The sequence below is a fragment of the Methanohalophilus sp. RSK genome, from assembly GCF_003722075.1.
In the GTDB taxonomy this organism is placed as follows: domain Archaea; phylum Halobacteriota; class Methanosarcinia; order Methanosarcinales; family Methanosarcinaceae; genus Methanohalophilus.
In genome coordinates, this window is sequence record NZ_RDSK01000018.1 from 38,529 (window position 1) to 54,139 (window position 15,611).

The 15,611-nt window shown below is 43.1% G+C and carries 10 protein-coding genes, 2 tRNA genes and 1 pseudogene; 2 read left to right on the forward strand and 11 right to left on the reverse strand.

Annotation, left to right across the window (positions count from 1 at the left end):
* Nucleotides 1-37: 37 nt before the first annotated feature.
* Nucleotides 38-244: a hypothetical protein gene (locus EFE42_RS10160; RefSeq protein ID WP_123137127.1), complete on the forward strand. Its 207-nt coding sequence runs from the start codon at nt 38-40 to the stop codon at nt 242-244.
* A gap of 110 nt (nt 245-354) precedes the next feature.
* Nucleotides 355-589, forward strand: a pseudogene (locus EFE42_RS10845) (hypothetical protein); the annotation flags it as partial.
* Between the two features lie 194 nt (nt 590-783).
* On the opposite strand, the gene EFE42_RS10165 reads toward EFE42_RS10845, so the two are convergent.
* The 11 genes from EFE42_RS10165 to EFE42_RS10215 form a co-directional block, all read right to left on the reverse strand.
* Nucleotides 784-4,782 carry a NosD domain-containing protein gene (locus EFE42_RS10165; RefSeq protein ID WP_158599235.1) on the reverse strand — a complete coding sequence of 1,333 codons (3,999 nt, stop codon included), beginning with the start codon at nt 4,780-4,782 and terminating at the stop codon, nt 784-786.
* Between the two features lie 425 nt (nt 4,783-5,207).
* The gene (locus EFE42_RS10170; protein WP_123137129.1) at nt 5,208-5,486 is read right to left on the reverse strand and encodes an acylphosphatase; all 279 of its coding nucleotides are present in this window, start codon (nt 5,484-5,486) and stop codon (nt 5,208-5,210) included.
* Nucleotides 5,487-5,507: 21 nt separating this feature from the next.
* Nucleotides 5,508-7,403 (reverse strand): threonine--tRNA ligase, encoded by a 1,896-nt coding sequence (locus tag EFE42_RS10175; protein WP_123137130.1) that lies wholly within the window; start codon nt 7,401-7,403, stop codon nt 5,508-5,510.
* A gap of 52 nt (nt 7,404-7,455) precedes the next feature.
* A complete protein-coding gene (locus EFE42_RS10180) occupies nt 7,456-8,550 on the reverse strand; it encodes an AI-2E family transporter (protein WP_123137131.1) in 1,095 nt (364 codons plus the stop codon).
* 80 nt (nt 8,551-8,630) lie between these two features.
* Nucleotides 8,631-10,604 (reverse strand): phosphoadenosine phosphosulfate reductase family protein, encoded by a 1,974-nt coding sequence (locus tag EFE42_RS10185; protein WP_123137132.1) that lies wholly within the window; start codon nt 10,602-10,604, stop codon nt 8,631-8,633.
* Nucleotides 10,605-10,643: 39 nt separating this feature from the next.
* Nucleotides 10,644-12,020: an NADPH-dependent glutamate synthase gene (gltA, locus tag EFE42_RS10190; RefSeq protein WP_123137133.1), complete on the reverse strand. Its 1,377-nt coding sequence runs from the start codon at nt 12,018-12,020 to the stop codon at nt 10,644-10,646.
* Complete coding sequence (locus EFE42_RS10195; RefSeq protein ID WP_123137134.1) at nt 12,011-12,862, reverse strand: sulfide/dihydroorotate dehydrogenase-like FAD/NAD-binding protein; 852 nt, start codon at nt 12,860-12,862, stop codon at nt 12,011-12,013. Before EFE42_RS10195 ends, gltA begins: the two co-directional genes overlap by 10 nt.
* Nucleotides 12,863-12,986: 124 nt before the next feature.
* Nucleotides 12,987-13,655 (reverse strand): sarcinarray family MAST domain-containing protein, encoded by a 669-nt coding sequence (locus tag EFE42_RS10200; RefSeq protein ID WP_123137135.1) that lies wholly within the window; start codon nt 13,653-13,655, stop codon nt 12,987-12,989.
* 182 nt (nt 13,656-13,837) lie between these two features.
* A tRNA-Asp gene (locus EFE42_RS10205) sits at nt 13,838-13,910 on the reverse strand.
* Nucleotides 13,911-14,005: 95 nt separating this feature from the next.
* Nucleotides 14,006-14,117 (reverse strand) — tRNA-Tyr (locus EFE42_RS10210).
* Nucleotides 14,118-14,292: 175 nt separating this feature from the next.
* Nucleotides 14,293-15,492: a methionine adenosyltransferase gene (locus EFE42_RS10215; protein WP_123137136.1), complete on the reverse strand. Its 1,200-nt coding sequence runs from the start codon at nt 15,490-15,492 to the stop codon at nt 14,293-14,295.
* Between the last annotated feature and the right edge of the window lie 119 nt (nt 15,493-15,611).

A 15,611-nucleotide genomic window follows, 5' to 3' on the forward strand; every position in this document is an offset into this window, starting at 1 on the left:
AAATCTTTTCAAATTATAATAAGAAGGAGGGGGTTTCTTGAGCTGTATATTTTGTGGAAAAGAATGTATGGATTACGACATAGAGGGCGGATCCGAAAAAGATGCCGAACCGGGGAAAATAATAGGGAAAGTCCATATATGCATGGACTGTATTGAAGAATTACGAGATGTACTGGGAATCACCTCTCTTGAGAGAGAAGTTTCTTCCGTGGAATATGAGATAGTTGAAGAGACTATCCGCTGATAAATAAGGAGGACGATTTTACCCCTTATTTTAGCCCGGAGATGGAAAATCTCGGAAGAGAAGAACTGGATAGCCTTGTTGATGAAAGGATCAAAGTTGCAAACTGACAGATAATTGGGTTCATTGCACAATTATTCATATCACTGATGCGATATGAGTACGATGAACTCAAATCCAAGTCTACAAAATTCATCGAGATATATTCCATAAATCTCTATAAAAAATAGCTTATTGAATTTGACAGTTACCGTGGATTACATGAAAAATAAGGCAAAAAGATACATTTACGCTAATTTTGATGCCATAAATACACTGATTTTAAGGCAAAAAGAGATGAAATCGTAGAAATTGACTTGAATTATTTAATGCTGTCAAATGAGTTTTCCTGACAGAAAAGTGAAATTTTTAGGTTGAAAGAGGGACGTTTTCTTCAGCAAGGAGTGGATACTGTCAAACTTGGAATGTAAATCCATAACATTAAATTTTAGTGAGAATTAAGCGAAAAATAAAAGTAAGGACAGTAAACCTGCCCTGTCTTCTCACTTCAACCTCCTGTTTATGAAAAAGGCAATAGCAACTACAGCAATACTTATGAATGCTGTGAATCCCGGAGTATCCGGTGTTTCCTCTTCTACAGGTTCCTCTACTTCTTCAGCCACAGATGTTGGAGTTTCGACTGTTTCCGCAGGAGTATCAGAAACTTCGTCACCTACAACCTCAAAAACTGAGAATCCAGGTGTTTCTGCGTAGAAGTAAATGTAACCGTCTTCCTCTCTTTCCTGATAGGTTGGAAGGTCCTGCCACTGTTCATCATGGAATCTTGTCATGCGAATTGTGGAAATATCGATGTTGTTCTCCTCGATCCACTGCTTGCTAACCTTGAAATGGATCTTGACATTGTCTGCACTATCTGAAGAGATAGTTCCTTCACTTCCAACATCAATGCTCATCATCTGGTATGACTTTCCGGGTGAGGAAGGTACACCTTCAGGGTTGCTTGAAAGCACCTGGACCTTGGCAACAGCAATACCCTTGTCCTCCTTTGCATCAAAACTGACACCAAGAACAGGAGTTCCACTGTCGGAGAAGTCATAATCCACTTCAGAATCACCAGTGATGCGTATCACTGAAGACGCGGTGTTCATTACTATTTCCGGATCCTGACCCTGGCTTACTGATGCACGGGTACCTGAACTACTGCTTGTGGTACTGGTAGTTGTATCAGGATCTCTGAACATGGCAAATGTACCGAATTCAGTGAGGTTTACCGACAAGGAATTTTGGGCAGTGTTAAGAGTTGTGTTCTCCACCTCAACCCATTCTGTGTCATTGAGCTTGAACAAGGCTATTCCCGATTCAGTAGAACTCATACCGGCATCATCATAGAAGAGACTCATATTCATGCTGTCCAGTAAAGAATCTATTGTAATGTAACCATTGATATTGGTTTTACCGGAAAAGGCAGTGGAATTTGTTTCTGTCCTTGAAATTGTAGTCTCAGAAGAATTACTTGTAAAGTCAATTTCTGCCAGGCCGTCACCCAGGACCAATGGATTTACCAAATTATTTGCAGATGAACTCAGATAGAGATCGGAATCTGTATTATTATCTACCCGATTGTCTGTCAGTGTATTGTCGGATGAAGACTCCAGGGAAATACCGTACTGACTGTTATCACTGGCAGTATTGTCTGTCAGAGTATTGCTGGATGAATAACGCAGGTAAATACCGTACTGACTGTTATCACTGGCAGTATTGTCTGTCAGAGTATTGCCGCGTGAAAGTTCCAAGTAAATACCGTCCTGACTGTTATTGCTGGCAGTATTGTTTGTCAGAGTATTGCCGCGTGAACGATACAGGTAAATACCGTCCTGACTGTTATCACTGGCAGTATTGTCTGTCAGAGTATTGCTGGCAGTATTGTCTGTCAGAATACAGTCGTCTGAACCAGACAGGGAAATACCGTACTGACTGTTATCGCTGGCAGTATTGTCTGTCAGAGTATTGCCAGGTGAACGATACAGGAAAATACCGTACTGACTGTTATTGCTGGCAGTATTGTCTGTCATAGTATTGCTGGATGAATAACGCAGGGAAATACCGTACTGACTGTTATCACTGGCAGTATTGTTTGTCAGAGTATTGCTGGATGAATAACGCAGGGAAATACCGTACTGACTGTTATCGCTGGCAGTATTGTTTGTCAGAGTATTGCCGGGTGAACGATACAGGTAAATACCGTCCTGACTGTTATCACTGGCAGTATTGTCTGTCAAAGTACTGTCGGATGAAGAAGACAGGTAAATACCGTCCTTAATATTATTGCTGGCAGTATTGTCTGTCAGAGTATTGCCGTTTGAATAAGACAGGGAAATACCGTACTGACTGTTATTGCTGGCAGTATTGTTTGTCAGAGTACTGTTGTCTGAAGAAGACAGGTAAATACCGTTGTAATTGTTATCGCTGGCAGTATTGTTTGTCAGAGTACTGTTGTCTGAAGAAGACAGGTAAATACCGTTGTAATTGTTATCGCTGGCAGTATTGTTTGTCAGAGTACTGTTGACTGAAGAAGACAGGAGAATACCGTACTGACTGTTATTGCTGGCAGTATTGTTTGTCAGAGTACTGTTGACTGAAGAATACAGGTAAATACCCCTATAAGACTCAGATAATGTGACATTTTCTATTGTTGAATTATCTGTATATGCAAAAACAATTCCATAGTGTTCATTTGCTATCTCAGCATCCATAACAGACACATTGGTACAATTGATCGCATAGACAACACCCGCATTTGCTGGGATGGTTGCATCAGACTGGTTTAACAAATAGTAAACTGGTTTACTGTCAACCAGATTACTGGTATTTATATCATTTAAGTAGTCAGTCAATGAACTGCTTTCCACGTCTAGATTATAGTTATTCTGTAACATTATGTTACCTGTCAGAGTATTGCTGGATGAACGATGCAGGTAAATACCGTAATTGTTATTGCTGGCAGTATTGTTTGTCAGAGTACTGTTGTCTGAAGAAGACAGGTAAATACCGTCCTTAATATTATTGCTGGCAGTATTGTCTGTCAGAGTATTGCCGTTTGAATAAGACAGGGAAATACCGTACTGACTGTTATTGCTGGCAGTATTGTTTGTCAGAGTACTGTTGACTGAAGAAGACAGGAGAATACCGTACTGACTGTTATTGCTGGCAGTATTGTTTGTCAGAGTACTGTTGTCTGAAGAAGACAGGGAAATACCGTCCTGACTGTTATTGCTGGCAGTATTGTTTGTCAGAGTACTGTTGACTGAAGAAGACAGGAGAATACCGTACTGACTGTTATTGCTGGCAGTATTGTTTGTCAGAGTACTGTTGTCTGAAGAAGACAGGGAAATACCGTCCTGACTGTTATTGCTGGCAGTATTGTTTGTCAGAGTACTGTTGACTGAAGAAGACAGGAGAATACCGTACTGACTGTTATTGCTGGCAGTATTGTTTGTCAGAGTACTGTTGTCTGAAGAAGACAGGGAAATACCGTCCTGACTGTTATTGCTGGCAGTATTGTTTGTCAGAGTACTGTTGACTGAAGAAGACAGGAGAATACCGTACTGACTGTTATTGCTGGCAGTATTGTTTGTCAGAGTACTGTTGTCTGAAGAAGACAGGGAAATACCGTCCTGACTGTTATTGCTGGCAGTATTGTTTGTCAGAGTACTGTTGTCTGAAGAAGTCAGGTAAATACCGTAATTGTTATTGCTGGCAGTATTGTTTGTCAGAGTACTGTTGTCTGAAGAAGACAGGAAAATACCGTAATTGTTATCGCTGGCAGTATTGTTTGTCAGAGTACTGTTGTCTGAAGAATACAGGTAAATACCGTTGTAATTGTTATTGCTGGCAGTATTGTTTGTCAGTGTATTGCTGTCTGAAGAATACAGGTAAATACCGTTCTGACTGTTATTGCTGGCAGTATTGTTTGTCAGAGTACTGTTGTCTGAATCAGACAGGGAAATACCGCGGTCTTCATTATCGCTGGCAGTATTGTTTGTCAGAGTATTGCTGGATGAATCATCATACAGGTAAATACCGTAATTGTTATCACTGGCAGTATTGTTTGTCAGTGTATTGCTGTCTGAACTCCACAGGCAAATACCGTCCTGACTGTTATTGCTGGCAGTATTGTTTGTCAGTGTACTGTTGTCTGAAGAAGACAGGTAAATACCGTGGTAATTGTTGCTGGCAGTATTGTTTGTCAGAGTATTGTTGTCTGAAGACAGGTAAATACCGGCTTGATAAGTTCCTGTTGCGCCTGTAATATTAAAACCGCTTATGGTAACGTTATTACTACTCACATAAAATACATGGTCACTGCTTGAATCTGCCTGTATGGTAGTGCTTGCCGTCCCATTCTCTGAACGAATAGTAACCTCTTTGGTTACAACCACATTCTCTGTGTAAGTTCCATCGGTTACGGTAATTATGTCACCGTTACTTGCATTCGCGAGTGCGGCTGTTATAGTGGTGTTCCCATAACCTGAACCTACCATGATCTCTTCTGCTGAAACTGTTCCTGTACATGATATTAACAGGAATGCAGCTAATATAAAAACTATATGCGCTTTTTGGAATCTCATTCTATTACTACCTACATGCTAAATTTCAGAAAATAACTTCCATAACAATATTTAATATATTTAATTAGTGCATAGATAAATGTTATGTGTTGCTTGGGATGTGAGAGGAATTGCGATTATTTTATTTTTTTAAGTTTTAGCTGTGTAATTGGCAGCGTACAAAAAAATAAGAAATAAATATATCCCTAACTTACGTGCCGGGGAACATAATTCGAACCACCGAAACATTTCAAGCAATGACTGAAAGTAAAACGCTATGCTGTGTTGCACTGTATTTATTGGATATGTTATCATTTTCTTGAATATGGGCTTTTCCGACAATCTCTACAGGAGATGATTTATCTCCTGATACTGAAATCATTAAATTCGCCTGTTGGTGGCTCCCAAACTATTTCGACATCTCTGACCCGGGATGCAGGCGGGCCCTGTTTGAGAGCATTCAACAGAGCATCTATTTTCCCCTTGCTACCTTCGACAACAGCTTTAACCCTGCCGTCCGGGAGGTTTACCACATAACCGGTAAGTCCGATGTCGGATGCTTTCTGCATGGTAAAGGAGCGAAAGAAAACACCCTGCACAACACCGGAGACATGTATTATTGCACGTTCCATATCCATAAATTAATTTTCGAGATGATATTATATGAATCTTGGTCTCATGCTAAGTTTTTGTGCAAGAGGCAGGTGACCCTGAGGCATCCCGGCAGTCTCTGCAAGAATGCGGCTGTTGAGTTCATCCACAGTCATCTCAATCTTGGAAGGCTTCTTTGGTTTGGATTCTTCCCTCACAGTGACATTGATATTACCGCTTTCGACTTCCCTGTCACCAACAACTACCACATAGGGAATCCATTCCTGTCCTGCATTACGTATTTTCTTGCCAACTGTTTCTTCCCTGTCATCTATATCCGCACGACACTGAAGACGTGATGCGATCTCTTCGGCAAATTCCATGTGTCGCTCTGCAATGGGTATGATCCTGACCTGTGTGGGTGATAACCAGACCGGAAGCATCGGGACTTCTCCCCTTTCAGCCTTCATCGAGGCTTTTTCCAGCAGGGAATAAATACAGCGTTCAATTGCTCCACTGGGTGAACAATGCAATACGACAGGTCTTTTAGCTTCCCCTGCCTGATCGATATATTTAATATCGTATCGTTCTGCATTTTCCACATCTATCTGGACTGTGGAAAGCGCACTTGCCTTTTTCAGGGCATCCACAAAATTGAACTCGAACTTGAGCACGAAGTAGAAGAAACGTTTCTCCCACATTTCCACAAGAACAGGTTTATTGACTTTCTTTGCAAGAGCAGTGATAAATTCCTTGTTCTCCTCATAGAAGTCCCGGGTAAGCCTGATTGCAACTTCATAATCGGATACATCAATTCCGACATCTTGCAGCACATCTATTGACATCTGGTACTGACGCCCGAACTGTTCGACAGCCTGGTCCATATCCCCGCACATTGTATGCATATCCGGCATGGTAAAAGCCCGCAGCCTGCGCAGGCCCACCAGTTCTCCCCTCTGTTCCTTACGGAAACTGTAACGTGTAAGTTCCACCATTTTCATCGGGAGATTGTGGTGGGAGATGGTCATATCATGACTCATCAGAAACTGCCCAAAGCATGCAGCAAATCTCAAAAACATCTGGCGTTTATCGGATTCGATGGAATACTGACGTGCGGGGAACCTGTCCAGGTATTTCTTGAGAGTCGGATGGTTCATGTCGTACATCAGAGGTGTTTCTACTTCCATTGCTCCTTCTCTGGCAGAAGAATCCAGCACATACCGCTCAAGCAGGGATTTGATCAGCCTGCCTTTAGGATAATAGCGCATGTTACCGGAGTCAGACCCGGGTTCATAATCAGCAATCTCAAGCCTGCGCATCAATTCAACATGAGGGGGAACCTTCTCCACAGCCCTGCTTTTAGAGATTTCATGATCCACAAAGGTACCGAGATTCTCATGATCTTTGAAATTGAAATCATCAACATCATGCAGAACACCGTCCGGAGACAGGACCTTCCAGTAAGATTTGGCCGTACTTTCGGCTTTCAGGGCTTCAGATACAACTTCTTCCTCTGTATCTACGCCTTCACCACATGATTCGCGTTCTGGGTTAATCGTTCGGGAAAGTTCTGAGAGAGGATGCCCTTTGCAACTGATTTTGAATGCTTTGTACCAACCAAAAGGAGCACGTTTGACATTAAATGAATCAATAAGGCTATTTTCAATCTCCTTCATTACAGAAACTGCCACCTTAGGGGAAGAAAGATCGGAACTTAAGTGGGCATAAGGATAAAGCATTACATTGTCGGTATTTACCTGCGATGCAGTCTTTTTGATCTCAGCAACTGCCTTTTCAGCTACATCTTTCGGGTTTGCCTCATCACTACTTTCCACCGCCATGAAAGCGGTCAAAGCTTCATCTAGTCTGCCTTTTTTGAAGGAATCCTCTATTTGCTCTGCAACAGGAGTACTTTTTTTCACTTCGTATTCAATATAATCGGAATGGATAAGCAATAATTGCATGAACTCACCTCGTGTCTTCTGGATAAATTGGAACAATCCTTATTAACCTTTTTCAAATGGAATCATTCTTGAGGCACGCTTCATCTGAATCCGTGCCGGAATCTTCGGTATCCTGACTGTTCGAATTGTCAATATATACCCGGTAAGCAGCTACCAATGCCCCCAGGAGTACCGGTGCGGCAAAGAATCCTGCAATTCCCCCCACAAAACCTCCACCCAGAAATACCACGACAAGTACGACCGGATGTATCTGGGATTTCATGCTCACAAAATACGGACGCAGGAAAAGTTCAGGTGGGACATATATCACTATAGATGATACAATGAAAAAGACAATTGCAGCCTCTGCGCCCATTTCTATGTACCTGATAACAGACAGTGCCAGAAGTACCATATAACCGGCAAAAAGGGGAATCACAGAAGCAATAAATATCAGGGTCGCAAGTGCCGGTATATGGGATAAACCAAAGGCATAAAACACAATTACTGAAATCGTACTTACAGTCAGAGCAGCGTAGGCATTACCTATAAATATTCCACTCAGTATCCGGTCCAGCTCCCGCAGGTAACGGCCCATATTTAACTGAGTACCCTTCGGAGCGATACATACCGCGGAAGCATACAGTTTCTCACCTTCAAGCAGCAGGAAATAGCAAACAAAGATTGCCACAACCAGATTGATCATAAACATACCCAGACTTTTGGCATATGAAACAAAACCCAGGCTACCTGCAAAAGAAAGAATCGAAAGTGATGAATCCCAAACAAGCTGGTTGATATGTTCAAAATATGTACCCGGCACTATTGCCCTTATAAAATCAAATATGATCTCAAGAACTTGTGACTGGTTTTCGATAACCCAGATAAGCTGTCTGAATATCTCTATAAAACCGGTGCCTATTATGATAACTAGAGGCGTTACGATAAACATCGTCGCAATGAATGCCCCGTAATGGTTTTTCCTGTTTATCTTGTCATATATAGGCCTGCAGATATAGGCAAAAACCAGACCCAACACGATACCGTCTGCAAGAGGGAGAAGAATTGTCACAAGAGCCAGGAATACAATGAAAAAAGCAACCGAAGCAAGTATTTTCCACCTGTTTTCGATAATTACAGATACACCGTCTATATCTTTTAGGTCCATGAAACTCCCTTTACATTACTGATAATATTCTCCCAATAAACTATCTCATATTACTATTTCATAATATTAAAAGCAGCGCATCAAATGTCAGGAATGATTCGATCAGCATAGCGGACTACCACACAGGACTCATTGCATTTTCCACACCCTGTACATGAATCATGTATTTTTATTTTCCCGTTTTTCAATTCAATGCAACCTCTGGCACATGCATTGAGACATACCCCGCAGCCACTGCAACGGGCAATACGTAGCAACTGCAAGCATGCATCCCTGTACATTCTGTCTGCAATTTTCCTGTCAACAGCTGTTACTTTCAAGTTACCCGATGCAAAGAATTTAACCGTACATGAGCGGCTCTTTGTGAGGACAACCCCCATTTCCGGAGAATATACGACATTACCCAGCATTCTCAGTACATCCGCTGCTTCTGAAAGTGACACCCCACGTATCCGGGCCTCAACGGAAAAATCGCCTCCACTACAGACAGAATGTCCGGAAACTGCACTTATGCTGAAATCTTCTGTTTCAACGGGTGTGATAGATATTCCCAGCTGTTTTGCCAGGGCAAGCATTTTGGGAGGATGCTGCTGCCAGCGCCAGAAACCATATTCGGCATATTCCGGGGGCAGACCTTTTGAAGCCGTCCATTTTTGCAGGTATGTCATCCATCTTTCATACAAATCGGGGAACAATTGCCTGACCCTCTCGAATTCACATTCAAGGGTCGAAGGGCAAAGATAGCAACCCACCCTTTCAAAACCCATGTCATAGAGAGGGTTATAAGCAAGATTTTTCCAGTAGATGTACAGCCAGACCTCAATAGCCCTCCACTGCCTTATTGGAAAAACGTTCAGCTGGCCCGGCACAAAGGGATTGGCCTCGGTTGCAGCGGTCTCCTGCCTGGAGAAAGATTCATATTTGCGTTTCCCGTCAACGGCAAGACAGGGATTTTTTGTACTACATTCATCAAAAGCTGAATTCGCAGGGGCCAGTTTACAGACTTTGCAACACCAGCGGAAATCCTTGCCCGGTGGGCCGAAACTCTCCACATTATCCCAGAAAGCATTCTCTGCCTTTTTTTCAATAAGTTCTATACCATTGGAATTGCAAAAATCATGTGCAAATTGCACGGTCTCAGGAAATTCTATACCCGTATTGAGGAAAATTGCCCTGAGACGGCTGGCATCCAGTGCCCTTCTGGCAAGGTCCAGTACAACCAGACTATCCTTGCCGCCACTGAATGATACGTTGACAGGAAAAGAAGAATAGGCGGGGTCATTGCCAATTCCTTTTATCATGTTTATAGCATTGGATTCTATTTTTTTGAGAGAAGATTGGTTGGCCCTAATGACAGAATCCATGGAAGGCGCTGGTTGTTTCAGGTTTGCTGAAATTTTTTTGATTTTCTTGACTCGTAGCAAAGGTTTGCCCGACCTGTAATTAGCTGAATCCTCAAGAGAGGTACCAATACCCACCAACTTTCCACATCGCAGCAATACCGGGTCACCTTTTTCAATATCCGGTGAGAAATGTTCTATACCCTCCAGGGAGATTTTTTTACCGTTTAAATGGCGACCGGTATAATGAAGATGTGCCGTTTTTGAATGCGTATGGTTTATGAGGACACTGGCACCCAGGTCCGTGGGTTCAAACCTGAATTGCTTTTGCAGGATATCAAAATACATATGCCCGATACGTATACCGTCAACCAGCACCTCATCATTGCGGTCATCCCCTGCAACCTTGTTCAACAGTATGACTCTGTCAACAAAAGGATTACAATCATACAGTTGCCGTAGCAGGCCATCAAGTAATTCCCGCTCATAGGCAGAAGCAAATCTCACATCACAGGGAGAGGTCAGGGGTAATTTCGTACCTTCACGGCCACAAAGATCACAGACAGGACCTATTAAAGGCACATTGCAGGAACTGCACCAGAAAATATGGTCGGCTAGCACCTGCTTATTGGAGCGATTTCGGGCCTTCCCGGTTTTTGGACTACTCTTTTTGCCTGCCGAAGCAAAAGTAAATGTAGAGCGTTTTTTTTGCATTTTATAGTGATATGAATCCGTTCTTCAATTAACCTTTTGTCAGGATTGATCACCCAGATAACGGCTAATGGTTGCAGCTGCCTGTTTTCCTGCGCCCATTGCACTGATTACAGTTGCAGCACCGGTAACCACATCGCCACCCGCACATAACCCTTCAAGAGAGGACATAGTGTCCTCATCGACAACTATAGTGCCCTTTGAAGTGGTTTCAAGTTCTTCCGAACCTGCAAAGATAACCGGGTTCGGGGAGGTCCCTATAGCAACTATTACTATATCGGCATCGATTACATGCTCTGAACCTTCAATTGGTACGGGACGCCTCCTACCGGATTCATCGGGTCCCCCCAGTTTCATTTCAACACATTCCACACCATTCACGGTTTTATTTTCACCTTCAAGGATACGGACCGGGTTGGTAAGCAGGTTGAAAATCACACCTTCTTCCTTTGCATGTTCAACCTCTTCAATACGGGCAGACATTTCTGTCTCGCTGCGCCGGTACACAACTGTTACTTCTTCCGCACCCAGACGGAGAGCACTGCGGGCAGCATCCATCGCAACGTTGCCGGCTCCCACCACCACCACTTTACTTCCACATTTGATGGGAGTGTCATAGTCCGGGAAACGGTAGGCTTTCATCAGATTGACCCTTGTGAGGAACTCGTTTGCAGAGTAGACTCCGTTGAGGTTTTCCCCTTCAATACCCATGAATCTGGGAAGACCGGCTCCCGTACCGACAAAGACGGCATCGAATTCATCGCGGAGCTCATCAAGGGTTTTTATCCTTCCTATAACATAATCCACTTTTATGTCAACCCCAAGGTTACGAATGTAATCTACTTCTTGTTTGACAATGTCCTTGGGTAGCCTGAATTCGGGTATACCGTAGGTCAAGACACCCCCCGGTTCATGGAGGGCTTCATAAATAGTTACACCATGCCCTGCTTTTGCAAGCTCTGCTGCTGCAGTAAGTCCCGCAGGACCTGCGCCAATGACAGCAACATTTTTGCCGGTGGGTTCGGGCTTTTCAGGAGATTTTATTCCTTCATCCCTTTCATAATCCGCACAGAAACGCTCAAGCCTGCCGATGGCAAGAGGCTCACCCTTTTTGCCAAGTACACAGAATTTTTCACACTGCTCTTCCTGAGGACACACACGTCCACAGATTGCCGGCAGGGCATTGGAGTCCTTGAGTATACCTACTGCCCTATCAAAGTCTTTGTTCTTGATCTGTGATACAAAACCGGGAATATCAATATTTACAGGACATCCGGTCACACATAGGGGATTATTGCACTCAAGACAGCGCCCCGCCTCTATTACAGCTTGTTGTTCTGTGTAACCCAATGCAACTTCACCGAAGTTTCCAATTCTTTCCTTTGGTTTTTGCTCGGGCATTTCCTGTTTCAGTGACATTTGCAATCACCCCCGCATTTTTTGTTGTAACTTTCAAGAGCTTCCTTTTCCTGCGGCCTGTAAAGGGAAAGCCTGCTCATCATAAGGTCAAAATCCACACCGGAAGCATCAAACTCCGGGCCATCCACACATGCAAATTTGGTTTCCCCGCCAACAGATACACGGCAACCACCACACATCCCGGTACCATCGATCATAATTGGATTGAGGCTTACAAGGGTTTCCACACCATAGGGGGCAGTTACACCGGCCCCTACTTTCATCATTATAGGCGGCCCGATTATGACAATACGGTCAACCTGCTGGTCACTGTCAAGAATATCCTTGACAATATCGGTTACAAAACCGTGATGGCCTTTGCTCCCATCATCTGTTGCCACATAGAGTTCATCGCTTACCTCTGCCATTTCATCTTCAAGAATGAGCATTTCTTCATTGCGGGCACCTATAATAGAAATTACATGGTTACCTGCCCCGCGATAGGCACGTGCCTGCGGGTAGACAGGAGCCACACCAACACCGCCACCTACCATTACTACTGTGCCGAGTTTACGGATATCCGAAGGGGTGCCCAGAGGACCGACAAAATCCTGCAGTGTGTCACCTATTTTGAGGGTTGTTAATTGTTTGGTAGTCTTGCCCATTACCTGATAGATTACAGTTATAGAACCCTCATCAACATCAAAGTCAGCTATTGTAAGAGGGATGCGTTCTCCGCTTTCATCAATACGTAATATTACAAATTGCCCCGCTTTCGCTGCTTTTGCTATATCCGGAGCTTCGACCTTCATGAGGTTCACATCAGGAACAAGATTACGTGTTTCAAGTATATTATAAGACATATGATCACATCAACTATTATTGGGTAAGAGGGAGATATGTACGTATAAAAGTCTATCCGATGGTTTCAATTTACTAATGATATTTGTAGCTTTTCAATTGATCCTGAAACCATAAATCACAATATCATTCATTTTTGCGATGAAGCAATATTACACCCACTATTGCAAAAGCAAAAAAAGGACTGACAAAACCAACAAATGTAAACCCAGAAGATGATTTTGATCGTGGGATGTAGGAGTTTACAGAGAGAGGATAATTGTCATCCCATATCTCATCGTCAACACATTCATCTGTGACATGGGGAGTCACAGCAATAAAAGATTTCTCAACAGTTAACTCCGGAGAATTTAGCGGATTGTTTGAATAGTGGAATTCAACAGGAGCCGGGCCACACGCCGTATTTTCTGCCTCCCTGAGTATCCACTTATAAGTAAAAGTCTCATTTGGGGCAAACTCACGTGAATGAGTTGAATTGAATACACATGATCCTGCCTGTATTTCCAGGGAAGTACCAGAGTCCGAAATATGTTGATTGAGAGTGATATCAACAACACTTGCCTGTTTTACAGTCATCTCAACTGTCAATGAGAATGATTCATTTGCATCCAGAACAGGAGAAGGGGTGAAATGTTCCGGATATAATTCACCATTACAATAGACCTCAGTCACTGCATAGGAATCATTGGCAAGCACGCCCGTAGAAAAACATACTGTGATAATTAAAAAGACACAGAGCAATCTGAGTATGTAGCGATCTGTGTTTCTGATCCGTGGTAATATTTTATCCGACATTTTGAAACAAATAAGGATGAAAACTATATAAAAATTATCTTCTTACACCTAATTAATTATATATACACATTGGCAGGCGTGGTTTTAAAACAGCAAAGATACTACTCTGTGACAATATTATAGAAAACAAAATTAGATGTGAGGGCCCCGGCAGAACCGGGGTCATTCGGAAAAGTTTTGTACGCCCGAACCGGGATTCGAACCCGGGTCGGGGCCTCGACAGGGCCCCATGATAGGCCTCTACACTATTCGGACAATGTCCGGGCACACTTTTCCGCTCACAAGAGCAGCACCCAAATACATTTAATTGTATATAAGGGTTTTGTTTGCACCCCTTTAGAAGAGGTGTTTGGTCCCGCCTCCCAGACTCGAACCGGGGGCATCGCGGTAACCGCGCGGTATGTGGATAATCCACACAAACCATACTACAGCCGCGCACTCTACCAACTGAGTTAAGGCGGGACATTACTCAGCGAGATACTCTCATCCTCACAATCTTATATAGACTTTTCGCCGATTTCCCATTTCAAAGGCATATAAATCCAATGTCCGCAGGAAATATCACCAGCGCTTAAAAGCAAAAATAAAAAAGACAGAATTGGAAACCACTGAAAAGAATAAAAAAAGGGATATTCCCTCAGAAAGTGTCAATTGCGCCGTTGATAACAAGATCGGTAATTTTGGTAATATTACCAAGCCATTCATCAGCAACCGCTTCGGCATCATCCTGAACCGTAGCAAAATTTGCCCCGTCTTCGGGAATAATCTGGATACTGGCAGCCATGGGCTGATCAATAGGTTTACCTATCTGTGATAGCAGCCGCACATATACTTCATCTACTTGTGGCACGGCTTCCACGATATCCCGGGCCATCTGGGTGGAAAGCAAATTGTATATCTTACCTACATGATTGATAGGGTTCTTACCGCTTGTAGCCTCCATACTCATGGGCCTGTTCGGGGTTATCAAACCATTACACCGGTTACCCCGACCAACAGAACCATCGTCACCCATTTCCGCAGAGGTGCCTGTTACCGTCAGGAAGATACAGCCACAACCACCCGCGGTATTATCGGCAGCATTGACATATGCGTTCACATCCCTGGCAGTGTATTTGCCCGCAATATCCAGAATATAATCCTTCATCTGTTCCTTGAAACTAACATATGCATCCATATCATCAACATATTTGTCAACCATTCCACAGCAAACAGTCAGGGAAATATCATCTTTCTCCCGCAATCCCATAACCTTGATGTCTTCACCTATTGCAGGTAATTTCCCTTTCAGATCACCTATAAGCTGCTTCTCGGTATCATAGACGATACGCTCAAGTTCGGAGAATGATGCATGTCCAACACCAAAAGATGTGTCATTGGCAGTGGGAATTTTTTCCCGGCCAAAAACATCCCGCAAGTCAGAAGAACCCGTACCAAGTTTGCAGTCAAGGATTATATCCCTGTCAAGATCAAGATTTACAATATTCTTCCTCAGGTAATCCCGTGCTGCCGAGAGAGCCACAGTCTCAGCCGGGATTTCAACACCATTAAATTCTTTTGTAGCCCTCCCCACAAGAAGAGTATAGATTGGTTTGATGACCTCCCCACCTCCAAAAGAAGGGGAAGAACGACCTGCAACAATCTGGGTTTCATCGGTATTATGATGAAGTACAGCACCGCATTTTTCGATATATTCAGCACAAAGAGCACGGCTTACAGCCTCTGCAATCCCATCAGATATACTGTCTGGGTGTCCCAGACCCTTACGTTCAACAAGCTCTATCTCCTGATTTTCCACAGGTGTCTGGACAAGTTGTTCAACCTTTATATTCCGCATAAATAAACCTCATGAAAACACTAAAAATATGAACTAAATAAGGCTCCAGTATCAAATCTGTATTGATATGAAAAATCCATTCTATATAAATTGGGTACTATACGAAAATGAATTAATTA

Excerpts from the sequence above, each read along its gene's own strand:
- EFE42_RS10165 (WP_158599235.1), bottom strand. The coding sequence starts at position 4,782 with ATGGTAGGTTCAGGTTATGGGAACACCACTATAACAGCCGCACTCGCG.
- EFE42_RS10170 (WP_123137129.1), bottom strand. The coding sequence starts at position 5,486 with ATGGATATGGAACGTGCAATAATACATGTCTCCGGTGTTGTGCAGGGT.
- EFE42_RS10175 (WP_123137130.1), bottom strand. The coding sequence starts at position 7,403 with ATGCAATTATTGCTTATCCATTCCGATTATATTGAATACGAAGTGAAA.
- EFE42_RS10180 (WP_123137131.1), bottom strand. The coding sequence starts at position 8,550 with ATGGACCTAAAAGATATAGACGGTGTATCTGTAATTATCGAAAACAGG.
- EFE42_RS10185 (WP_123137132.1), bottom strand. The coding sequence starts at position 10,604 with ATGCAAAAAAAACGCTCTACATTTACTTTTGCTTCGGCAGGCAAAAAG.
- gltA (WP_123137133.1), bottom strand. The coding sequence starts at position 12,020 with ATGTCACTGAAACAGGAAATGCCCGAGCAAAAACCAAAGGAAAGAATT.
- EFE42_RS10195 (WP_123137134.1), bottom strand. The coding sequence starts at position 12,862 with ATGTCTTATAATATACTTGAAACACGTAATCTTGTTCCTGATGTGAAC.
- EFE42_RS10200 (WP_123137135.1), bottom strand. The coding sequence starts at position 13,655 with ATGTCGGATAAAATATTACCACGGATCAGAAACACAGATCGCTACATA.
- EFE42_RS10215 (WP_123137136.1), bottom strand. The coding sequence starts at position 15,492 with ATGCGGAATATAAAGGTTGAACAACTTGTCCAGACACCTGTGGAAAAT.